The 21,737-nt window shown below is 67.0% G+C and carries 18 protein-coding genes; 11 read left to right on the top strand and 7 right to left on the bottom strand.

Features of this window, described 5'->3' with window-relative positions; translation table 11 throughout:
- Positions 1 to 53 precede the first annotated feature (53 nt).
- On the bottom strand, positions 54 to 545 hold the full coding sequence (locus ABD301_RS31330) for a hypothetical protein (protein WP_344313879.1): 492 nt from the start codon (positions 543 to 545) through the stop codon (positions 54 to 56).
- A 266-nt stretch (positions 546 to 811) separates the two neighbouring features.
- Here ABD301_RS31330 and ABD301_RS31325 point away from each other — a divergent pair, with 266 nt between their 5' ends.
- From ABD301_RS31325 to ABD301_RS31315, 3 genes are all read left to right on the top strand, one after another.
- The gene (locus tag ABD301_RS31325) at positions 812 to 2,194 is read left to right on the top strand and encodes a DHA2 family efflux MFS transporter permease subunit (RefSeq protein ID WP_344313878.1); all 1,383 of its coding nucleotides are present in this window, start codon (positions 812 to 814) and stop codon (positions 2,192 to 2,194) included.
- Between the two features lie 87 nt (positions 2,195 to 2,281).
- On the top strand, positions 2,282 to 4,612 hold the full coding sequence (locus ABD301_RS31320) for a lysylphosphatidylglycerol synthase transmembrane domain-containing protein (protein WP_344313877.1): 2,331 nt from the start codon (positions 2,282 to 2,284) through the stop codon (positions 4,610 to 4,612).
- Between the two features lie 113 nt (positions 4,613 to 4,725).
- Entirely contained in the window at positions 4,726 to 5,646 is a 921-nt protein-coding gene (locus tag ABD301_RS31315) for a cation diffusion facilitator family transporter (RefSeq protein WP_344313876.1), read from the top strand.
- Between the two features lie 481 nt (positions 5,647 to 6,127).
- Here ABD301_RS31315 and ABD301_RS31310 read toward each other — a convergent pair whose 3' ends face one another.
- The 5 genes from ABD301_RS31310 to ABD301_RS31290 form a co-directional block, all read right to left on the bottom strand.
- Entirely contained in the window at positions 6,128 to 9,040 is a 2,913-nt protein-coding gene (locus ABD301_RS31310) for a helix-turn-helix transcriptional regulator (RefSeq protein ID WP_344313875.1), read from the bottom strand.
- A 196-nt stretch (positions 9,041 to 9,236) separates the two neighbouring features.
- Positions 9,237 to 10,751 (bottom strand): glycerol kinase GlpK, encoded by a 1,515-nt coding sequence (gene glpK, locus ABD301_RS31305; protein ID WP_344313874.1) that lies wholly within the window; start codon positions 10,749 to 10,751, stop codon positions 9,237 to 9,239.
- Positions 10,752 to 10,799: 48 nt separating this feature from the next.
- A complete protein-coding gene (locus ABD301_RS31300) occupies positions 10,800 to 11,549 on the bottom strand; it encodes an MIP/aquaporin family protein (protein ID WP_163566962.1) in 750 nt (249 codons plus the stop codon).
- A gap of 160 nt (positions 11,550 to 11,709) precedes the next feature.
- The gene (locus ABD301_RS31295; protein WP_344313873.1) at positions 11,710 to 12,762 is read right to left on the bottom strand and encodes a Gfo/Idh/MocA family oxidoreductase; all 1,053 of its coding nucleotides are present in this window, start codon (positions 12,760 to 12,762) and stop codon (positions 11,710 to 11,712) included.
- A 314-nt stretch (positions 12,763 to 13,076) separates the two neighbouring features.
- Positions 13,077 to 13,652, bottom strand: a complete 576-nt coding sequence (locus ABD301_RS31290; RefSeq protein WP_163566963.1) for an Lsr2 family DNA-binding protein — start codon at positions 13,650 to 13,652, stop codon at positions 13,077 to 13,079.
- Positions 13,653 to 14,000: 348 nt separating this feature from the next.
- On the opposite strand from ABD301_RS31290, the gene ABD301_RS31285 reads away from it, so the two are divergent.
- The 7 genes from ABD301_RS31285 to ABD301_RS31255 all read left to right on the top strand — a co-directional run bounded on the left by ABD301_RS31285 (position 14,001) and on the right by ABD301_RS31255 (position 19,696).
- The gene (locus ABD301_RS31285) at positions 14,001 to 14,207 is read left to right on the top strand and encodes a hypothetical protein (protein WP_163566964.1); all 207 of its coding nucleotides are present in this window, start codon (positions 14,001 to 14,003) and stop codon (positions 14,205 to 14,207) included.
- Positions 14,208 to 14,383: 176 nt separating this feature from the next.
- Positions 14,384 to 14,875, top strand: coding sequence for a phage holin family protein (locus tag ABD301_RS31280; RefSeq protein WP_279579246.1), 492 nt, complete (start codon positions 14,384 to 14,386; stop codon positions 14,873 to 14,875).
- Positions 14,872 to 15,162 (top strand): DUF3618 domain-containing protein, encoded by a 291-nt coding sequence (locus tag ABD301_RS31275; protein WP_163566965.1) that lies wholly within the window; start codon positions 14,872 to 14,874, stop codon positions 15,160 to 15,162. The genes ABD301_RS31280 and ABD301_RS31275 overlap by 4 nt, the downstream gene beginning before the upstream one ends.
- Complete coding sequence (locus tag ABD301_RS31270) at positions 15,159 to 15,428, top strand: DUF4235 domain-containing protein (RefSeq protein WP_163566966.1); 270 nt, start codon at positions 15,159 to 15,161, stop codon at positions 15,426 to 15,428. The genes ABD301_RS31275 and ABD301_RS31270 overlap by 4 nt, the downstream gene beginning before the upstream one ends.
- A 257-nt stretch (positions 15,429 to 15,685) precedes the next feature.
- Positions 15,686 to 16,189, top strand: a complete 504-nt coding sequence (locus tag ABD301_RS31265) for a MarR family winged helix-turn-helix transcriptional regulator (RefSeq protein WP_344313872.1) — start codon at positions 15,686 to 15,688, stop codon at positions 16,187 to 16,189.
- Positions 16,186 to 17,862, top strand: coding sequence for an MDR family MFS transporter (locus ABD301_RS31260; RefSeq protein ID WP_344313871.1), 1,677 nt, complete (start codon positions 16,186 to 16,188; stop codon positions 17,860 to 17,862). The genes ABD301_RS31265 and ABD301_RS31260 overlap by 4 nt, the downstream gene beginning before the upstream one ends.
- Positions 17,863 to 18,061: 199 nt before the next feature.
- On the top strand, positions 18,062 to 19,696 hold the full coding sequence (locus tag ABD301_RS31255) for a long-chain fatty acid--CoA ligase (RefSeq protein WP_344313870.1): 1,635 nt from the start codon (positions 18,062 to 18,064) through the stop codon (positions 19,694 to 19,696).
- Here ABD301_RS31255 and ABD301_RS31250 read toward each other — a convergent pair whose 3' ends face one another.
- Entirely contained in the window at positions 19,697 to 20,188 is a 492-nt protein-coding gene (locus ABD301_RS31250) for an inorganic diphosphatase (RefSeq protein WP_344313869.1), read from the bottom strand.
- Between the two features lie 76 nt (positions 20,189 to 20,264).
- Here ABD301_RS31250 and dacB point away from each other — a divergent pair, with 76 nt between their 5' ends.
- Complete coding sequence (dacB, locus tag ABD301_RS31245; protein WP_163566969.1) at positions 20,265 to 21,671, top strand: D-alanyl-D-alanine carboxypeptidase/D-alanyl-D-alanine endopeptidase; 1,407 nt, start codon at positions 20,265 to 20,267, stop codon at positions 21,669 to 21,671.
- The last annotated feature ends 66 nt before the right edge of the window (positions 21,672 to 21,737 follow it).

The following is a 21,737-nucleotide window of genomic DNA, read 5'->3' as shown; positions in this document are numbered from 1 at the left end:
CAACGCACGCATCGCGTCGATGCGGACAGGGTGGCGTGTACGGGGAGTGAGGGCTAGTCCAGAGCGGCGCTGCAGATCGCGGACTCGAAGGAACCGCTGGTCGAGTCGCTGTCGACCTGCCGGCCGTCGACGGTGATCGAGCAGGTCAACGTGCCGTCGTACACGTCATTGTTGTGTACGTCGAGCGTGATGTAGCTGATGTCGTCGCTGTCGAGCGTTTCGGAGTCCGTCCACGGCGACCCGCGGAGGTCGTCCGTGACCACGGCGCCGCTGTCGTCGTAGTAATCGACCTCGAAGATGGTGCCGTCAGCGGAAGTCGCCGAATAGGTCACCGTGTGCACCGAGTCGCCGCCCGGCGCGGAGCTCGCGCTGGTGCCCGGATTGTTGCGCAGGTTCAGATAAAGCACGCCACCGATGCCGACCGAGCACAGGCAGAGCACGACCACCAGGCCGCTGGCGAGGACGCCGATCATCGCTCCGGTGCCGAGCCCTCTGTTGGGCGGCGGCCCGAACGGCGCACTGCGTGACACGGGCGGGTAGGCCATGTCTCCCTCTCGATCCCAACGGCTTAGTGTCGCGTGCTGGTGGACCGTCGGAGGGCAGCATACGCACGGCGTACGGGGAACGCAGGTTGATCAGTTCTCTGTGAATCCGCCATGAATCCGCGGCCGTCGTCGCCGGGTGAATCGCCCGATTGTTACGGCGGCGGCTAAACCCGCAGCTCAGCGGCCTGCCGTTGTCACAATCGGATTCCGATTGTGACAACCACGCTTCGGCGAGGACCAAAGCTTTTCGGCCCAATACTCAAGGCATGGCAATCTCCGAAACGGTCCACGATAGACAGACCACCGGTCGGCTTCCGCTGATAGCGGTTTGTCTCGCCTATTTCATGGTCATCCTGGACGTGACGATCGTGACGGTGGCGAACCCGAGCATCGGCGCCGCGCTGCACGCGAGCGTGACCTCGCTGCAGTGGGTGGTCGACGGCTACACGATGGTTTTCGCCGGCTTGTTGTTGATCGGCGGCGGCTTGGGGGACCGCTACGGCGGGAAGCGGGTGTTCCTGATCGGGCTGGCGGTGTTCGCGCTTGCCTCGGTCGGCTGTGCGCTCGCGCCGGCGGCCGGCGCCCTGGTGGTGGCCCGGTTGGTCCAAGGCGCGGGTGCGGCACTGATGGTGCCGACTTCGTTGTCGCTGTTGCAAGCCTCGTACCCGGATAAAGCGAGCAGAGCGCGCGCGTACGGCATCTGGGCCGCTATGGGCGGGGTGGCCGCGGCCGCCGGTCCAGTGCTCGGTGGAGTGCTGGTGGCGGCCGTCAGTTGGCCGGCGGTGTTCTGGGTGAACGTGCCGATCGGCCTCGCGGCGTTGGTGATGGCGGCTTGGTCCGTACCGGCGCCAGCGGCCCGGCCGTCGTCCGACCGGCTGCTGCCTGAGCTGCTGGTCCAGGCCATCGGCATCGCCGGCCTGGTCGCACTGACCGCGGCGCTCAACGAAGCCGGCAGCCGCGGCTGGGCGGCGCCGGTCGTTGTCGGCCTGCTGGTCGCTGCGCTCGGCCTGATGGCTGCTTTCGTTCTGAGCGAACGAAAATCCCGGCACCCGATGGTGCCGCCCGCGTTGTTCGGCCGGGCCGAGTTCTCGGCCACGGCTGCGGTCGGCGTACTGATCAACGTCGGCTTCTACGGCCTGCTTTTCGCCGCGCCGCTGTATTTCAGCCGGATCTTCGGGTACGGGCCGCTGCTGACCGGCCTCGCGATCTTGCCGCTGTCCGCGATAGTCGCGATCGCGTCCGCGGTGTCCGGCCGGCTCACCGCGCGGCTGGGGCCGCGGATCCCGATGCTCATCGGCCTTCCGATCGGCGCGGCCGGCGTACTCGGCTGGCTGGTCGCCGCCGCCGGCACCCCGTACTGGCTGCTGGTGGCCCCGATGGTGGCGGCCGGCTTCGGCATCTCCTTCACGATGCCCGCCTCCACCGCCGCGATCATGGAAGCCGCCCCACCGGACCGAGCGGGCGTCGCCTCCGCGGTCTTCAACACCGGCCGCCAGGTCGGCACCGCCGTCGGTGTCGGCATCGTCGGCTCCTTCATCGTCGCGAGCGACCTGATCTCCGGCCTGCACATCGGTGTCATCCTCGGCGCTTCGTGCTTCCTCGCCGCCACACTCGTCACCTTCCTCTTCGTACGCCCGCCGCGAACGTGACCTTTTCGTCGCCAACACGCCGGTGTCGACGACGAAAACGAAGAGGTAGAACCTGAGGAGGCGGGTCGATAGGGGAGCATGGGCGGCGTGAAGCAGCTGCGCCGGGCGCTACCGCTGGGACCAACGGCGGCTGACCCTGGGCTGCTGACGGACGCGGAGATCCTGGCTGGCGTGCCGGACCCGCCGCGGCGGGTACGACGGCCGCTGGATCTGCTTCGGATGGGCGTCGCGGCGGGCGGGCTGGTGCTCGCGCTGCTGATCGGCCGGATCGCGGTGGTCACCACCGACCTGGGGGCGGTCGCGCCGCGGTTGGTGCTGGCGGTCGCGGCGGCAGCTGGGCTCGCGCTGGCCGGTGGGATCGTGGTGGATCTCGCGGTCCGGCGGCGACTCCGGACAGTGGTGGAGGCCGCCGCCGGATTCGCCGTTGCTGGGACCGCGATGGCCCTCCTGGACCCGTCCCGGCCGCTGGAAGGCCTGGTGGCGGGCCTGGCCTCGCTGACAACCGTCGCCCAGCTCGGCCGCCGGCCCCGCTGGCGGATGGTCGCGACCGTGGTGGTCGCGCTGGTCGCCGTGGCGATGGTCTTCGTCGGCTCGGGCGTGCTGGCGGTGGTGGTCGCCCTACTGGCCGGCCGGGTCGTCGGTCTGCTCGTACGTGTCGTGTGTGGTGCGTCGACGACCCGGCCGCGCCCGGTGGACGTACTCGCCGCCTTGCGCCGGACTGACGTCGACCCGGCTGAGCTGCGGATTCGCGAGGGCTCGCGGATGGAGGTCACCGACTCCGCCGGGCGCCATTTACTCGTACAGATCCTGGACCGCGACCACGCCGGCGCGGTGCTGGCGCTGTGGCGCAACGCGCGCTTAAGGGAGCAGGCTGGGGCCTTTCCGGTGGTGTCCCTTCGTCGTACGGTCGAGCACCGCAGCTTGATGGCGATGGCGATCGCCGCCGCCGGCGTACGCACCGAAACCCTGGTCGCCACCGCGCCGGTCGCTCCCGACGCGGCCATGCTGGTGATCGAGGACATCGGTGGCCGGCCGCTGTCCGAACTGGCCGAAGTGTCCGACGAACTGCTCGACTCGGCCTGGCAGCAGGTCGCTCTCCTGCAGCGCCGGGCGGTCGCCCACCGCTGCCTCGACAACGTCCACCTCGTTGCACAATCGGAATCCGATTGTGCAACCGAGGGCGGTCGTGAGCGGGTGGACATTCGGCTGACGGCCGGCGGCGTGGTCGCCGCGGACGAGGTGGCGCTCGCGATCGACCGCGCTCAGCTGCTGGTCGCCACCGGTTTACTGGTCGGCCCGGCCCGCGCGGTCGCCAGCGCCCTGCGGGTGGTCGGCGCGGGGGCGCTGACCACGGCGGTGCCGTTGCTGCAACCGATCGTGATGCCGTCGGCCACCCGATCCGCGCTGCGCAAGGAGGACGGCCTGATCGACCGGCTGCGCGAGGAAATCCTGGCCGTGGTGCCGACCCCGCCAGCCGGTCCGGTGAAGGTCGAGCGGTTCAGCATTCGCGCGGTGGTGTCGACGGTCATCGTGATCGTCGCCGTCGTCGTACTCGTCAGCCAGGTCGCCGGCCTCGACCTCTGGTCGGTCGTACGGCACGCCGACTGGACCTGGCTGGCGGCCGGTGTGGCGCTGTCGGCGGCGCGGTTCCTTGGCGCCGGCGTTGGCCTGACCGGGTTCGTCGCGGAGCGGATCAGCCTGCGCCGGTCGGTGCTGGCCCAGCTGGCCTGCTCGTTCGTCGGACTGGCCGCACCGGCCGGCGTCGGAGTGGCGGCGCTGAACGTACGTTTCCTCGGCAAAAGCGGCGTCCCGGCGGCCCCGGCGCTGGCCAGCATCGCGCTCTGGCAGCTCGGCAGCCTCGCCGTCAACGTCTTCTGGGTGCTGGTTTTCAACCTGGTGTACGGGATCAGCCAGCCGCTGATCCCGGTGCCGCGCGGGATCGGCCTACCGGTCATTGGCGCCGCTGTCGTGCTGGTCCTCGCCGCGCTCGCGGTCCCGCGCGTACGCCGGTTCGTACGAGCGCGCGTCCAGCCGTATCTGGACCAGGTTCGGCCCCGGATGGCCTCGGTGCTGACCCGGCCAGGCCGCGTGCTCACCGGCATGGGCGGCTTGTTTTTCCAGTCTGTCTGTACGGTTCTGGTGATGGCCGTCAGCATTCGGGCCTTCCACGGAGAAGCGTCGCTGCTGACCGTCACTTTCGTTGTGGTGGTGGGGGTTGCGCTCGGATCGGCCGCGCCAACGCCGGGCGGCCTCGGCGCGGTAGAGGCTGTGCTGGCCGCCGGCCTGACGGCCGCGACCGGGTTGAATCCGGCCACCGCGGTGTCGGCCGTGCTGCTGTATCGGCTGCTGACTTTCTGGCTGCCGGTGCTCCCGGGTTGGGTGGCCTTCGTCGCCATGCAACGCCGCGAGCTGCTGTAACTCCGCTCGTACGGGAAACCGTAATGACAACCGGTCCCACATATGCGTGTTTGACTATGTGTTGCTATAGTCGGCGATGGCAACAGCGCAATCCCGACAAGGTGGAGCAGGTTATGGGAGTCGGTCACGGGCATGGGCACAGCGGTGGCACCGCGGCCGGTGCGCACCGTCGCCGGCTCGCTGTGGTGCTCGGCATCACCACCACGATCCTGGTCGTCGAAATCGTCGGAGCGCTCATCTCCGGCAGCCTCGCGCTGCTCGCCGATGCCGGCCACATGCTCACCGACGCGACCGGGGTGGCGCTGACGCTGCTCGCCATCTGGATCGCCCAGCGTCCGCCCAGCAGTCGGCGGACCTTCGGCTTCCAGCGTGCCGAGGTGCTGGCCGCTCTTGCGAACGCCGTTCTGCTACTGGGCGTCGGCGGTTTCGTGGTGGTGGAAGGCATTCGCCGGCTGATCGAGCCTCCCGAGGTGGCCACCACACCGATGATCATCTTCGGGGTCGTCGGGATGGCCGCGAACGCTGTTTCGCTGCTGATTCTGGCCCGCGCGCAGGCCGACAGCATCGGGATTCGGGGCGCTTTCCTGGAAGTGATGAGTGACGCGCTCGGCTCGGCCGCCGTCGTGGTCGCCGCTGTGGTGATCGCGCTGACCGGCTGGGAACGTGCCGACGCGATCGCCTCGCTCGGCATCGGGCTGCTGATCGTGCCGCGGACGCTCAAACTTCTCAAAGAAGCCGTCGAAGTGCTGTTGGAAGCCACTCCCGAGGGCGTCGACCTTGACGACGTACGCAAACATCTCTGCGAAACTCCCGGAGTCCTGGACGTGCACGACTTGCACGCTTGGACCATCACCAGCGGCGCCCCGGTTCTCTCCGCCCATGTGGTGGTCGCCAACGAGCGTTTGGAATGCGGCTCCGGCACGATCCTGGACGCCCTCCAGCGCTGCGTCTCCGGCCATTTCGACGTCGAACATTCCACTTTCCAGTTGGAACTGGCCTGCCACGCCGACCACGAATCCGGCTCGCACACTTAATCAGCCGGTTTTGCAGGTGACCAGATCTAGTCCCCACCCCATGCGCACCGTTACTTTCACACCAAAGTTGGTCAACTTTGTGCGGGACCCAGCCCCGTCCGGCGCCATCGGCCGCCAGGCCGATGTTGTCGCCCCTCCGGCAGGGGCGCCGGTCCTCAGACCCTGCGGTTTTTGCAGGGTCTGAGGACCGGCTCTCGTAGCCGTAGTCGACGGCGCCCGCGCCGAAGCCGCCAGAAATACAGGGCGGATCGGCAGTAAGCACGAGAAAACCCCACCCCGACACCGCCCTTTGGTGTCGGGGTGGGGTTTTCTCGTGCCTGGTAGACGAGACGCCGCACCCTCACAGAAAACGCCCTTAAGCAGGACGCTCACCTCCGCAGCAAACGCCCTTAACCAGGACGCTCACCTCCGCAGCAAACGCCCTTAAACCAACGGCGCTTACCTCCCAAGCAGACACCCCTTCTAACAAGAATGTCTGAGGTCAATGGGTGGGGGGTGAGTCAATGACGGCGGCGGCTAGCGCGGTTCTGGACTTTACGGCTAGTTTTCCGCGGATGTTGGTGATGTGGGTTTCCACGGTACGGGGGCGAAGGCCGAGGCGGTCGGCGATTTCTGGGTTGGTGAGGCCGGCGGCGACCAGTTGGGCGATTTCGGCTTCACGGGTGGTGAGGCGAGTGCGGGCGGGCGTTTCTGGTTCGGGAGTTTTGGGCGTACGCAAGAGATCCAGCTGAGCGTCGGCTTCGGCGCGGCGGGCCAGCAGGCCGCCTGACTCGAAAAGTTCGCCGGCGCGTTCGAGGGCGGCGACGGCGGCTTCGCGGTGATCCGGTCCAAGGGGAGCCAGCGCGATGCCAGCCAGCAGCCACGCATCGGCTTCGTTGGCGCGATGGTTGCCGGTCGCGAAGGCGACGGCGGCCGCTTTCGCGTACTCGGCGGCGGCCGCTGGGGCGCCGCCGAAAATGGCGATCCGGGCCCGGCTGATTTCCTGGTATCCCAGGTATTTTGGCAGGTCGACGCCGTTTTCGACGGCCTTCTCGATGATCCGCAGCCAGCCGCGGGCCTCGTCCGTACGCCCCCGGGCCAGCTCGGCAAGAACCAGGCCCTGCGCGAAAAACGGTCGGTGCAGCGGATCGATCAGCGGCATTTCGGGGCCACCAAAGGCAGGGACCGCGGTGTCCAGGCAACCGACCGGGTCGCCCATGATCAGCTTCGCGAAGCCCAGCGCGCCGCCGGCCACCGCGTCGAACCAGTTCCGCCGCTCCTGCCCCGAGTCGACCGCGGTTTCGGCGGTTTTCATCGCGGCCGGGCCGTCTCGCCGAGAGACGTGCACGAGGCTCTGCATCGAGTACGCGACCACCCGTAGATGCTCGCTGCCGGACAGCTCGGCGGCGTCGACCGCGTCCTCGACGTAGCGCAGCGAGTCCGCGATCCGGCCCAGATCCCAGAGCGCCATGGCCGTACCAGCCAGCAAATACGTCAGCAGGTCGTGCTTTCCGGCGCGCTGGCACAGCCGCAGCCCGCGCTCCAGGTGCCGCAGCGCGGCCTCGTTCAACCCCAGGAAGAACTCGGTCCAGCCGAGCGCGGTGAGCGCCTCCAGCCAGGTGACCAGCTCGTCGTCGCTGAGCGAGTCCATTTGCTCGGCGGCCTGCCGCCGCCAGTCCAGCGCGGCCGGGATGTCCCCGACACCCATATGCGCCGCCGCGAGCTCGCATAATGCGGTCGCTTCCAGACCGCGGTCGGCGCGCTGCCGGGCGATCTCCAGGACCTCCATCATCTGGTCCCGGTCAACGCCGAAGAACTCGCCGCTCAGCACCCGCGCCGACGCCAGCTCGACATGCAGCGCGATCAGGTGGTCGGTGGCATCACCGGGCAGCCGGCGCAGCTCGTTGACGACCAGGTCACGGGCCACCGCGGAACGGCCGAGCATGATCTCGACCCGCGAACAGGCCACCGCCGCGTCCACTCGCTGCTGGGTGCCGAATGGCAGCAGGGCCAGCAGCTGCTCGTACGCCGTCCGGCTGTCTGACAGCCGACCGGCCAGCTGGAGCGCCTTGGCCAGGTCGTCGAGCAGCTCGATCCGCCGCTCAACCTGGTCTTCGGGCAGGTTGTGCAGTGCCGCCTGCAGCCATTGGGCGGCGGTCGACGGGCTGGTCATCATGGTTACGGTGGCCGCGTTGGTGAGCAGGTGCACGGCGGCCTGGTCGCCGACCCGGGCGACCCGCATGACGTGCGGTGCGCGGTGGGTCAGCGGCGCGCTCGCCCGGGCCAGCGCCTCGGCGGCCCGGGTGTGGGCGATCTGCTGCCAGCCGCGGCCGGCCGTTCGGTAGACCACGTCCCGTACCAGCGGATGTCGGTAGTGCATCGACTTGCCGCCGCGTTCCAACCGGATCATGTCCCGCTGGATGAGCCCGTCCAGGCCGGCATGAGTGTCCTCGGACGTCAGATCGGCTACCTCGGCCACCTGCTGGGCGTCGAACGGGTCGTCCAGCACCGAGGCGGCCTGCGCGATCAGCCGTTGCCGGGGCGGTAGTTGCTCGAACTCGGCCCGCAGCACCGCGAGCACCGGCCAGTTCGGCGGATACTGCGGGTGCTGGCCGCCGCCGGGCCGCCGGCTGCCGCCGGCCACCACCCGGGCCAGCGCGTCGAGATAGAGCGGGTTTCCGCCGCTGCGCCGATAAACCTCGCGCTGGCGGCTCGCTGGCACGGCCGCGCCGAGCAGCTCGGCGGCCTCGGTCAGGCTGAGCGGGCCGAGGTCCAGCCGCAGGTCTGGCGGTGGCCCGGCTCGCAGCGCGGCGGCCAGTGGCGGTGGCAGTTGCCGCGGCCGGTACGCGAGTGCCACCAGCACCGGCGCGGCCGGCGGCCGGCGCAGCAAGTGCGCGATGAACTCCATCGAGGCGGCATCCGCCCAGTGCATGTCGTCGAGCGTCAGCACCACCCCGCGCGGCGCGGACAGCCGAGTGATCAGATCCTGGATCGCCCGGTGGGTCTGGTAACGCTCGACGCTCGCCCGGTCGTCGGCGGACTGTTCGGCGTACGACCCGGCCTCGGCGAGCGCCGGGAAGACCTCGGCGAGCAGCGCCGCCGATTCGGTGCCGACGATCCGCTCGCGATGTGCGGCGAGCGCGGCCAACTCGTCGTCGATGGCGTCGACGAGCACCGAGAAAGGCACGATGCCGGTGAGCTCACTGGCCCGCCCGGACAGCACTCGGTGTTTGCGGGCGGCCTGGCGCAGCTGGGCGAGGAACCGGGTCTTTCCGATCCCGGGCTCGCCGGTGATCTCCACCAGATGCAGCCGCGGCGACTCGGCCTCGCCGAATGCCCGCAGCACGTCGGAGAGCGCGGCCAACTCCGGACCACGCCCCACGAACCGCTCGGCCCCACCAGACAGCGGTTGCACGTCTTTCCTTCACCTGCCGACGCCGTTGTCACCGGCTTTCCCCTGACATTAGCAATGCCGGCCCGGTACCCGCCTGTCGCCATATATTCCGTTAAGTCGCCGTCACTGCCCGTACCGCCCAGACGTCCGCATCGACGCGATGCGTGCGCTGGACGCACGCATCGCGTCGATGCGGACAAGAGGTGGTAACAGACGGTTAGTCGTCGGCGTCGACCCAGTCGAAGGTTTTCGTGACTGCCTTCTTCCAATTGCGATACTGCCGGTCGCGGTCGGCTGGTTCCATCGAGGGGTCCCATTGCTTGTCCTGGGCCCAGTTGGCGCGGATGTCGTCCTCCGACTCCCAGAAACCGACCGCGAGGCCGGCCGCGTAGGCGGCGCCGAGGGCGGTGGTTTCGTTCACCACCGGGCGGATCACCGACACGTCGAGAATGTCGGCCTGGAACTGCATCAGCAGCTCGTTGACCACCATTCCGCCGTCGACCTTGAGCGAAGTCAGCGGTACGCCGGAATCCGCGTTCATCGCGTCGATGACTTCCTTGGTCTGGAAAGCGGTCGCTTCCAGGACCGCGCGAGCCAAGTGGCCAGCGCTCACGTAACGGGTGAGGCCGACGATCGCGCCGCGCGCGTCCGAACGCCAATGCGGCGCGAACAGACCGGAGAAGGCTGGTACGAAATAGCAGCCGCCATTGTCGTCGACGCTGCTCGCCAGCTGCTCGATCTCGGCCGCCGAACTGATCATTTTCAGGTTGTCGCGGATCCACTGCACCAGCGATCCGGTGACCGCGATCGAACCCTCCAGCGCGTAAACCGTGTCTGCCGACCCGATCTTGTAACAGACCGTGGTGAGCAGGCCGTTGTCGCTCATCACCTTTTCGGTGCCAGTGTTGAGCAGGACGAAGTTACCTGTCCCGTACGTGTTCTTCGCTTCGCCGGGGCTCAGGCACGCCTGGCCGAAAGTCGCCGCCTGCTGGTCACCCAGAATGCCGGCGATGGGTACGCCAGCGAGCACGCCTCGATCGCGTACCTGCCCATATTCCTGCGAGGAGGACTGAATTTCCGGCAGCATCGCGACCGGAATGCCCATTTCGCCGCAGATTTCCTCGTCCCAGGTCAGGGTGTCGAGATCCATCAGCAAAGTACGGGACGCGTTTGTCGGGTCGGTGATGTGCAGCCCGCCGTCCGGGCCGCCGGTCATGTTCCACAGCACCCACGAGTCCATCGTGCCGAACTTCAGGTCGCCGGCCTCGGCGCGTTCCCGGGCACCGTCCACATTGTCCAGCACCCAGCGGATCTTCGGGCCGGCGAAGTAGGTCGCGAGCGGCAGCCCGGTCTTTTGCCGATATCGCTCCTGGCCGCCACCGAGCGCGCCGAGTTCGGCGCAGATCTTGTCCGTACGGGTGTCCTGCCAGACGATCGCGTTGTAGACCGGTTTCCCGGTCTTCACGTCCCACACCAGGGTCGTTTCGCGCTGATTGGTGATGCCCACCGCGGCGATGTCGGACGGCGAAAGGTCTGCTTTCGCGAGCGCGCCGGCGCAGACCTGCCGGGTGTTCTTCCAGATCTCCTCGGCGTTGTGTTCGACCCAGCCGGCTTTCGGGAAGATCTGTTCGTGCTCGGTCTGGTCGGAGGCGACCACCCGGCCGGAATGGTCGAAAACCATGCATCGGGTGGATGTGGTGCCCTGATCAATAGCCGCGACATACCTGCTCATGGCTGCTGGGTTCCTCCTGTGCGGTGCCGAATCTGCGGGCCGGGTCGGTTACGTTGCTGAGGGCAGGATAAGGGCCAGCAGCCCGGCGAGCCCGCCACCGATCAACGGGCCTACCACCGGAATCCACGAATAGCCCCAATCCGGACTTCCCTTGCCCTTGATGGGCAACAGGAACGCGTACGCGATCCGCGGCCCGAGGTCGCGGACGGGATTGATGGCATAGCCGGTCGGGCCGCCGAGGGACTGGCCGATGCCCATTACCACGAAACTGACGCCGGCATATCCCAGCGCGGAATTGCCGAAGTGCGGTACGCCGCCGGTGGTCGCGGCCGCGCCGGGGGAGAGCAGAATCCAGCCCACCAGGACAAAGGTGCCGATTATCTCGGTCACCAGGTTCCACGGCGCGTTCCGGACGTTCGGCGCGGTGGAGAAAATCCCCAGCGTGTGCTCGTTGTCGGCGTACGTGTCGAATTGCAGCTTGTAGACCAGCCAGCAGAGGACCGCGCCGACGATTCCACCGGCGAGTTGGCCCAGTAGATAGAAAGGCGTGAGGCTCCAGGCGACCTTGCCGGCGATCGCCAGTCCGAGCGTCACCGCCGGATTCAGGTGCGCGCCGCTCGCATTCGCCATGCTGGCACCGGCGAAGACCGCGAATCCCCAGCCAAAGGTCACCATCAAGGTGCCGCCGGCGTGCCCATATGTCTTGGTAAGGGTGACATTTGCCACCACCCCGGTGCCGAGCAACACTAGAATCGCGGTTCCGATCAGCTCCCAAAGCACGATGGAGCCAGGATTCACAGCGCCTCCTCAGCCGAGGGCGTGAACATTGTGTGCCCAATCACACCCGTCGCCGGACGTTATGTGATTTGCCGGCGATTGTCTACGAGCCGACAGTCGCATTCCGCCGAACGAAGCAGGTCAATGGCCCGCCGGGTCCGCCTCTTCTGACCGGAACAGGTCAGGAGGTCACTCCGGTGGCTTCGCGGGCGGCCGCGATGACCTCCAGCACGGTGACCGCGTCGGCCGGATCGACCGGCACCGGTGCCACTCCGCGAAGGGCGTCCCGGACTTGCCGGTAGAACTCCGGATAAGTGCCGGGAACGCTGGGAATGGTGACCAGGTTGTCGTCGGTGCCGAGCTGTCCCCATTGCGCCACCGGGTCCTCGCCCCACCCGGGCCGGGCCGGATGCCGGCCGGCTCGCAGGTCCGCTTCTTGTGGATCGAGGCCAGTCTTGACGAATGCGGCCTTGTCGCCAAGTACGCGAAAGCGCGGCCCGCCCTGGCCGGCCACCGAACTCATCCAAAGATGCGACCGGGTGCCGGACTGGTGCGTGATGGCGATGAATGAGTCGTCGTCGGACCGGGTGCCCTGGCGCCGCCGGTCGATTTCGGCGTACGCCGAATGAACCGGACCAAAAAGCTGAATGGCCTGATCGATCAGATGGCTGCCCAGGTCGAACAAGATGCCCGGGGCCTGGTCCGCGGGTGCTTGGTCGCGCCAGCCTCGGGAAGGCTGTGGCCGCCACCTTTCAAACCGGGATTCACACCGGTGCACGGTGCCGAGGACATCTTCGGCAAGGAGTTTCTTCAGTGTCAGGAAGTCCGAATCCCAGCGCCGGTTTTGGAAGACGGTCAACATCAGCCCGCGTTCTCGGGCCGCGATGACCAACTCCCGGCCCTGTTGTGGGGTGGTGGCGAGGGGTTTGTCGATCACCACCGGCAGGCCCGCTGCCAGCGCTGCCATCCCCAGCGCGGCATGGGAACCATTCGGGCTGGCGACCACGACCAGATCGAGTTGGTCCGGCCGGGAAAGCAATTCCTCGGCGGTCGGTACGACGATGACGTCGTGATAGTCGCGGCTGGCCCGGTCGGCCCGTTCCGGATTGCCGGTCACCACCGCGCTCAACTGCAGTCCGGGCGTCGCTGAGATGAGCGGGGCGTGAAAGGCCGACCCGGCCAGCCCAAACCCGATGAGGCCGACCCGGAAGGACGCTGGCGAGGAATCGGTCATGACCAGGAGTAAACCAATGGTGGCAGGATGCGGTGCTGGTGGGGTCAGCCCCCGCGACCCGGAACGTCAATCGCTGGACCGATCGGCTTGGTGTCAGGGTATTTCGGCCCGTACGGCACTCGTCTTTTCGGCCGATGGCCGACGGTGTCGAATAGGCATGACTTTGGTCATCGAGACCTTGGCTCCTGGGCAATACCCGTTTGGTGGAGATCGAAACGCCGGCAATGCGAAACGGCGCGATGCCGGTTGGCATCGCGCCGTTGGACGCGTCCGAGTGAACCGCAGCTCGGCGTTTTACCTTTGTCGGGCCGAGGTTACGAGTTGGCCTGACGGTACTGCTCCAGGACCGAGCCGGGCAGCCGGCCACGGGTGGAAATCTGCAGGCCCTGTTCCTGTGCCCAGGCGCGGACGGCCTGAGTATCGACCGCGGAAGCGCGCCGAGCGGCCCGCTTGGCGGCCGGACGGGCCGGTGCGGCGGCATTCTTGCGCGGACGGCCACGGCCACGCTTCACCGGCGCGGGCGCCGGTTTCGCTGCCTTGGCAGCCTTGCTGGCCTTCTTTGCGGCCGGCCGGGCCGCGGCCGCGCCGCCACCTTCGATGGTCTCTTCGAGAACCGCGATGAACTGCTGCAGCGGAACCTTCTTGCCCCGCCCGGCCCGGCTCGCGCCCTTGCGCCATTCCACTGCGGACTGACCGATCCGCAAATGCCCGATGGGCGAACCGGAGTTGTCGGCAATGGAGAGCAGAAGCCCCTTGTCGCCAACAGTGATGACCGCGTCTGCGATGTCCAGCTTGACCTGCATGTGCACTCTCCTCATGTCGAACTGTTGACGCGTCCGACAATCGTAGTAGATGATTTCGATCGCAGCGCGCGTGACATCCGCGATCACTAGAGGAATTAATACCACTTCTCTAGTCCGCTTGTCGCCTCGGGAGCAGAATAATCGATAGGAACTTCGATTTCCACCCGGACCACACCGGATTGACGGCGCTGTCACGATCGGCAAAGCACCCGCGATTGCCCCAAACACGACCACCGGCGGCCACCGCGACGGCATTCTCATCCTGTTCTCATCGGGGTGATGTTCCTCGTTCACAAGTCTGGCGGCCGGGCTCGGTGTCGGTTGGGTTGCCGGCCGGTACGCCGTAACGGCACCGAAGCGGCCCATTCGGGCACCTGTTTCGATCGGTTCCGGTGGCCGCGCATCCTCCGATTGCCCGCCATCGGTGGAAGATCTGTGGTCCAGACCGTGGCCGGCGGTTGTCCGCAAAACCACTGGCCGCTGCGGACGGTCATTTTCCGGCGGGTCGGCGGTGACTCGCCGGTGACCGCTGATCAGCCTGTCGGCCAAAAATCGGGTGCCGCGATCGGGCCGCCACCTGGCGTGCAGATCTTGTTCGCATTTATCAAGGAGGTCGGCTCCGCTGGATCGCCGGGCTTCTGAGCGTTTCGCTCGACGGATCGTGGGTACGGCCGCCCGCCGCAATGTTCTCGTGCTGTGGTAACTATTGCCCGTCGCCGGCCACCGATCGGTGCTGATTGCGCACCAGGGTGCGGAATCGGCGTGCACGAATCGCCCGGTCAACGCGGTACGAGTAGCGTTGCGCAGCAAGATGATCGGTGCTGGCCCGCGGCAATACCGCGACGGACCGGCCGGCAGAGATGGGAAAGGGGGGCCGCGAGGTGGCGCAATCGGTAGACGCGCGACGAGATCCGGCCGACGAGCGTTCCACCGGAGAACTGGTCGGCCAGCTCTCCGGGCAAGTGTCTCAACTGGTCCGCAGTGAACTGAAGCTGGCCCAGATCGAACTGAAGGCGAAGACCCAGAAGCTGGGGGCGGGCATCGGCTTGTTCGCCGGCGCTGGCGTCATCGCTTTCTATTCCGTCGGCGTTCTGCTGGCCGCCGCGGTTCTCGGCCTCGCCGTGGTGTTGCCGGCGTGGGCGGCCGCGTTGATTGTCTTTGGCGTGATGCTCGTGGTCGCGGCGGTGCTGGTTTTGATCGGGATTCGGTTGGTCAAACGTGGCAGCCCGCCGGTGCCGCAGCAGGCTATCGAAGGCCTGAAGACGGACGTGAGCATCCTCAAGAACCTGAAAGAAAGGTCGGATCGATGACGGCGGAGCAGGTAAAGCCGGCGCCCACCGCTACCGATGCCCAAAAGCCGGTCGAGCTCACCGAGGCCGAGTTGCATGCCGACATCGCGCGGCTGCGGGTGGAACTCGGCGGCACGGTCGATCAGCTGGCTGGTCGTCTCGACGTTCGAAAGCAGGCCGAGGAGAAGATCGCGCAAGGCCGCGCGGCGCTGATCCAGAAAGCGCCGGTGATCGGAGCCGCGATCGGGATCGGGCTGCTGGCGATCGGCGTGCTGGTGGTTCTGCGCGGCAGGAAGAAGAAGTCATGAAGCCGGCACTTTTGGCGTACAAGCCGATCAGCTTTGGCGCCGGAATAGCCGGCGGGTTGCTGGCCGGGATGGTGTTCCGCAAGGTTTGGCGGGCGATGGGGCACGAAGGTGACCGGCCACAGCCCACCGCGGCGGACTCCAGTTGGGCCGAAGTGCTCACTGGCGCCGCTGTCGAGGCGGTCATTTTCGCCTTGGTGAAGACCGCGGTCGATCGCGGCAGTGCGGAGGTCTATCACCGGGTGATCGGAGTGTGGCCGGGGAAGTAGCTCAGCAGGAGCCCGGCGGTTGACAAATCGAAGGCGGGGTCTGTCCTTATCGGACGGGCCCCGCCTTCGTTATGCTGGCTGGCGATTTTGTCCGGATTCGTGTCGCGTACGCGCGGTGGCTCCTTCTTGGTGCGGTGGCTGGTATTCCCGTCGAACGGGCGATCTTCCCGGTGATGATCGTCACCGGGAAAATCGCTTGCATGGCACAAGCAACCAGTCGATAGTTGCAGAGAGCAAGTAACTATCGAGGTGAGGGCATGTCGGTCGACACTGCGGCGGAGACAACCGCCGAGGCCTTGGTCCGGGAGCTTTTCGGGCTGATGCGGGGTCTTAAGGGGCTGCACAACGCGCTGCCGCCAGGTCACGGCTTCAAGCTGGAAGGCCCTGCGTACGGCGTGCTGTGGGCGATCGCCGAGCGCGGCGCGGTCCGGCCGTCGGCGCTGGCCGAGCACCTGTGCCTGGATCTGTCCACGGTCAGCCGGCACCTGTCGAGTCTGACCGCGGCCGGATATCTGGCCAGGGAGACCGATCCGGTGGACAAGCGGGCGCACCTTATTCGAGTAAGCCCGGCCGGTGAGGCGCTGCTGGCAGCCGAGCATCGGGCCCGGATCGACGGCGTTTCCGCGCTTGTGTCGGATTTTTCGGAAGCTGAGCGCAAGCGTTTCCTGCGCTCTCTGGTTCGTTTCAACGCAAATCTTGACAATCGTCGCCGGCAGTACGCCGAGGCGGTTGGTAGTGAGGAAGGACGGAACAAAGCATGAGTCAGTCGTTGGCCGAAGCCGCCGGCGATACCAAGCGGGGGTTGGCTCTGAGCCACCGGCAGATCCTGGTGATCCTTTCCGGGTTGCTGCTGGGGATGTTCCTTGCCGCGCTTGATCAGACCATCGTCTCCACGGCGATGCGTACGATCGCCGACAAGCTGGACGGCCAGACCGCGCAGGCATGGGTGACCACGGCGTATTTGATCACGTCGACGGTTTCCACGCCGCTTTACGGAAAACTGTCGGATATGTACGGCCGCAAGCCGTTCTATCTGTTCGCGATCGGGATCTTCATCGCCGGCTCGCTGCTGAGCGGTATAGCCGGCGACATCTACACATTGGCCGCATTCCGCGCGGTGCAGGGCATTGGTGCCGGTGGCCTGATGTCCCTGGCGTTCGCGATCGTCGGTGACATCGTGCCGCCTCGGGAACGCGGTCGCTACCAGGCGTACTTTATGGCCGTCTTCGGTACGTCCAGTGTGCTCGGCCCGGTGATCGGTGGCATTCTGGCCGGCCAGAACACGATTCTGGGATTCGACGGCTGGCGCTGGATCTTCCTGGTGAACGTGCCGGTCGGGATCGCCGCGCTGACCGTGGTGGCGCGGGTGCTGAACCTGCCGCACACCCGGCGCAACTCCCGCGTTGACTACGTCGGTGCCGCATTGCTGGCGCTCGGGGTGGTCCCGCTGCTGACCGTGGCCGAGCAGGGCAATGACTGGGGTTGGGGCTCGGGACGGTCGATTGGCCTGATCACGCTCGGCGTGGTGGCCACGGTGGCCTTCGTGTTCTGGGAGCGGCACATGGGCGAGGACGCGATCCTTTCCCTGCGGCTGTTCAAGAACAGCGTCTTCAGTGTCACGTCGGTGATGAACTTCCTGGTCGGCATGGTGATGTTCGGTGGCATCGCGGCCATTCCGCTCTACTTGCAGATCGTCCGCGGCTATTCGCCGACGGCGGCCGGTTTCCTGTCGCTGCCATTGATGCTCGGGATCATGGGCGCGTCTTTCCTGTCCGGCCAGGTGATGTCCCGGACCGGGCGCTACAAGGTCTTCCCGATCGTGGGCGCCGCATTCCTGATGATTGGCCTGGTGCTCTGCTCCACGCTGACCCCGGACGTGGCGATCATCGTTCCGATGGCGTATTTGGCGGTCTTCGGGATTGGTCTGGGCCTGTCGATGCAGACCCTGATCGTGTCGGTGCAGAATGCCGTGCCAGCCCGCGACATGGGCGTTTCGACCAGCTCGGCGCAGTTCTTCCGGACCATGGGCGGCACGTTCGGCACCGCGATCTTCCTGTCGGTGCTGTTCAACTCGGTCGCCGGCAACATCAAGGACCGGTTCACCGACGCCACCCACACCGAGCCGCAGGCGCTCGGGCAGGCCGTCGCGCATCTGTCCAAGAGCCAGCGCGACCTGCTCGCCGGCAGTGGCGGGGGATCAAGCAGCCTGAACGACACCAGCTTCATCACCCGGCTGCCGGACGTGCTGAAGAACATCTTCTTGCATGGCTTCAACGACTCGATGACCACCGTTTTCATCCTGGCCGCCGCGGTCGCGATCCCGCTGATCGTGCTGGGGTTCTTCGTCAAGGAGATCCCGCTGCGGACGACCAACGGCTTGTCCGCGCAGCAGGCGGACGCCGATGCGACCGTCGCTCCAGCCGCCATCCACTAGGCGCACTGGAGATATAGAAAGAGCACGTTTGCTCGGCAGGCCCCCACGGAACTTCGTGGGGGCCTGCCGCTTTCGTACGGACACAGCCGTTCGGATAGTTAGCGCGTACGCGTGCGTAGCCTTAGGCTCGCTGCCATCAGGGCATGATCCACGTCACCCCAGCTCACGTTGCCAGGCGCTCGGCCAGCGGAGGTTTTCGATGCGCAGCACGATGCAGGACACACCACTGTCGATCACCCGGATCCTGAAGTACGGCACTACCGTGCACAGTGCCGCCGAGGTGGTGAGCTGGACCACGGAAGGTCCCCGCCGCCGGACGTACGCCGAGGTCGGCCGCCGGGCGGCCCAGCTCGCGAACGCGCTGCGGGCGCTGGGCATCGACGGCGACCAGCGGGTCGCGAGCTTCCAGTGGAACAACGCGGAGCACCTTGAGGTCTTCCTGACCGTGCCGTCGATGGGCGCGGTGCTGCACACTCTGAACCTGCGGCTGTTCCCGGACCAGCTGACCTACATCGCCAACCACGCCGAAGACAAGATCATCATTGTCGACAACACACTCGTACCGCTGCTCGCGCGGGTGCTGGCGAAACTGATCACTGTCGAGCACGTCATCGTGGTCGGCCCCGCCGACACCGCGCCGATCGCGGACGCCGGCAAGCAGCTCCATGACTACGAGGAGCTGCTGGCCGCGCAGCCAGACACCTTCGACTGGGTGGAGCCCGCGGACGAGCGGGACGCGGCCGCCATGTGTTATACGTCCGGTACGACCGGAGACCCCAAGGGAGTGGTGTATTCGCACCGCTCGATCTACCTGCATTCGCTGCAGATCCTGACCCGCGAGTCGTTTGGGATCAACGGAGACGATCGCATTCTGGCGATCGTGCCGATGTTCCACGCCATGGCGTGGGGGCTGCCGTACGCGTGCCTGATGGCCGGTTCGACGTTGTTGATGCCGGACCGTTTCCTGCAGGCCGAGCCGCTGGCGAAGATGATCGCGGCCGAGAAGCCGACTTTCGGTGGCGCGGTGCCGACAGTTTTCGCCGACCTGCTGTCCTATTTGGACTCCCACGATGTTGATACGTCATCGCTGAAAGAGGTCGTCATCGGCGGTTCGGCCTGCCCACCGGCGCTGATGGCCGCTTATCGCGACCGGCACCAGATCGACGTCATTCACGCGTGGGGGATGACCGAAACTTCGCCGCTGGGTTCGGTTTCCCGGCCACCGGCCGGCGCGACCGCCGACGAAGCGTGGGAATACCGGAAAACTCAGGGCCGCTTCCCGGCCGCCGTGCAGTTCCGGCTGGCCGGCCCGGACGGGAACCTGGTTCCGACCGACGGGGTCGCGGTCGGTGAACTGGAAGTGCGAGGGCCGTGGGTGGCTGGCTCGTACCACGGCGATGCTGCGCCACCGGAGGAAAAGTTTCACGACGGCTGGTTGCGTACCGGCGATGTCGGCATGGTGACGCCGAACGGATACCTCACCCTGACCGACCGCTCCAAGGACGTCATCAAATCCGGCGGCGAGTGGATTTCCTCGGTAGAGCTGGAAAACCACTTGATGGGCCACCCGAAGGTGGCGGAGGCCTCGGTGGTCGGCGTGCCGGACGCGCGCTGGGACGAGCGACCACTCGCGGCCGTCGTGGTGCGCGAAGGGGAACAGGTCAGCGCCGCCGAGCTGCGCGATTTCCTGGCCGCCAAGGTCGCCAGATGGCAGCTGCCGGAGCGGTGGACTTTCATTGACGAGGTCCCGAAAACCAGCGTCGGCAAATTCGACAAGAAGCGCATCCGGGCGCGCTACGCGGACGGTGAACTCGAGGTGATCACACTGAAGTAATCAGTGGTCGGGGTTGTCCTCGAGGCGTTTGTACGACGCCTGAATTTCGGCCTCGGCGGCGTCTCGGCCGACCCAGGTGGCGCCCTCGACGGATTTCTTCGGCTCCAGGTCCTTGTAGACCTCGAAGAAGTGCTGGATTTCCAGCCTTTCGAACTCCGGTACGTGGTGAATGTCCCGCATGTGCTCCTGCCGCGGGTCGCGCGCTGGTACGCACAGGACCTTGTCGTCCGGCCCCGCCTCGTCGCGCATCCGGAACATGCCGATCGCGCGGGCCAGCACCACACAGCCCGGAAAGGTCGGCTCCGGCAGCAGCACCAGCGCGTCCAGCGGGTCACCGTCCTGGCCGAGGGTGTTGTCGATGAATCCGTAGTCGGCTGGATACTGGGTGGCGGTGAAAAGCACCCGGTCAAGTCTGATCCGACCGGTTTTGTGGTCAACCTCGTACTTGTTGCGCTGTCCCTTGGGGATCTCGATGGTGACGTCGAATTCCACTATCTACTCCTCTGCGAAAAGCGCACTCCATGCTTGCTTGTAGTGTCGCTTACGGAGTTGTCGTGGGAGGTGACGGGTGGTCGCGCGAGCCCCGCGCTGGTTGCTGGTAACCGGCCTGGTGGCGGCGGTGCTGGTGGGCATTGCCGGGACCGCCGGTGGTGCTGTGGTGTCCGTCGCGTTCGCGGCGCCGATCCGCGGCTATCTGACCCCGCTGCCACCGACCCCGGAAGTCGCGTACCCAGTGCCCGGCCTGCAGGCTGCCCCGCAGCCGGTGCTCGCGGCGGCCGGTGGCGCCGATCCGACCGCCGAGGGCCTGGCCAGCCAGCTCGGCCAGGCGCTGGCGGACAGCAGGCTCGGACCGAGCGTTTCGGTGTCAGTACGCGATGGCAACACCGGCGAGTCGTTGTACGGCCACACGGACAGCTCTTCGGTGCCGGCCGCGTCCGCGACCAAGCTGCTCACCGCGACGGCCGCGTTGGAGAGTTTCGGTCCTGACTACCGCTTCAAGACCCGCGCGGTGGCGGGTGCCGCCGGTGCGGTCTATCTCGTCGGTGGCGGCGATCCGACGCTCGGCATCGGGCCGAAGACCGCATATCCAGACGCGGCCCGGTTGGACCAGTTGGCCGCGCAGGTGCGCAAGGCGCTCGGCGGCGCCTCGGTCAGCAAGATCATCGTCGACACCTCGCTGTTCAGCGGCCCGACGCAGGCGGCTGGGTGGGATCCGACCGACGTGAGTGGCGGCGACGTGGCGCCGATCACCGCGCTGATGGTCGACGGCGGCCGTACGTCCCCATCCGAGGATGCTCGCGGCCGTACCACCACACCCGCGGTCTTCGCAGCCCAGGGCTTCGCGCAGGCACTCGGCGTGCCGTCCGCTTACATCACCAGCGGCAAGGCGCCGGCCGGCGCCCGCGAGCTCGGTTCGGTCAGCTCGCCGATGCTGTCCGGGATTGTCTACGACAACCTGCAGATCTCCGACAACGTGATCTCCGAGGTGCTGGCCCACCAGGTCGGACTGAAGAACGGGCAGCCCGGCAGCTTCGCCGGCGGGGCCGCCGCGGTGATCGCGACCCTGTCCAAGCTCGGCGTGCCAGCCGGTGACGCGACCCTGTCCGACGCGAGCGGCCTGTCCCGCAACGACCGGGTGAGCGCGCGACTGTTGAGTTCGGTGCTGGCCACCGCCTCCTCGCCCGCCCATCCCAACCTGCGACCGGCGATTACCGGGCTGCCGGTGGCCGGCTACAGCGGCACCCTGGACAGCCGGTTCCAGGACGGGAAGTCGCGAGCCGGGGCCGGTCTCGTACGAGCCAAAACCGGCACCCTCTCCGGCGTCAGCTCGCTGGCCGGCACTCTGGTCGACAGCTCCGGCCAGGTTCTGGTTTTCGCCGTCGTAGCCGACAAGGTCCCGAACGGCGGCACCTCAGCGGCCGAAGACGCCCTCGACGCGGTCGCCGCCAAGCTCGCCGGCTGCGGCTGTTCCTAGACAGCGTCTGGTTAATCCTCGTCGAGGGTGACTTCTAGGGCGACAAAGTAGGGCATTCCGGCCCTG

The organism is Fodinicola feengrottensis (genome assembly GCF_039530045.1).
GTDB classification, from domain to species: Bacteria; Actinomycetota; Actinomycetes; order Mycobacteriales; family HKI-0501; genus Fodinicola; species Fodinicola feengrottensis.
Note: the sequence above shows the minus strand (reverse complement) of the source record. Positions and strands in the feature narration are given on the sequence as shown.

Excerpts from the sequence above, each read along its gene's own strand:
- ABD301_RS31265 (WP_344313872.1), top strand. The coding sequence starts at position 15,686 with ATGTCGGTCGACACTGCGGCGGAGACAACCGCCGAGGCCTTGGTCCGG.
- ABD301_RS31330 (WP_344313879.1), bottom strand. The coding sequence starts at position 545 with ATGGCCTACCCGCCCGTGTCACGCAGTGCGCCGTTCGGGCCGCCGCCC.
- ABD301_RS31270 (WP_163566966.1), top strand. The coding sequence starts at position 15,159 with ATGAAGCCGGCACTTTTGGCGTACAAGCCGATCAGCTTTGGCGCCGGA.
- glpK (WP_344313874.1), bottom strand. The coding sequence starts at position 10,751 with ATGAGCAGGTATGTCGCGGCTATTGATCAGGGCACCACATCCACCCGA.
- ABD301_RS31315 (WP_344313876.1), top strand. The coding sequence starts at position 4,726 with ATGGGAGTCGGTCACGGGCATGGGCACAGCGGTGGCACCGCGGCCGGT.
- ABD301_RS31255 (WP_344313870.1), top strand. The coding sequence starts at position 18,062 with ATGCGCAGCACGATGCAGGACACACCACTGTCGATCACCCGGATCCTG.
- ABD301_RS31275 (WP_163566965.1), top strand. The coding sequence starts at position 14,872 with ATGACGGCGGAGCAGGTAAAGCCGGCGCCCACCGCTACCGATGCCCAA.
- ABD301_RS31295 (WP_344313873.1), bottom strand. The coding sequence starts at position 12,762 with ATGACCGATTCCTCGCCAGCGTCCTTCCGGGTCGGCCTCATCGGGTTT.
- ABD301_RS31260 (WP_344313871.1), top strand. The coding sequence starts at position 16,186 with ATGAGTCAGTCGTTGGCCGAAGCCGCCGGCGATACCAAGCGGGGGTTG.
- ABD301_RS31325 (WP_344313878.1), top strand. The coding sequence starts at position 812 with ATGGCAATCTCCGAAACGGTCCACGATAGACAGACCACCGGTCGGCTT.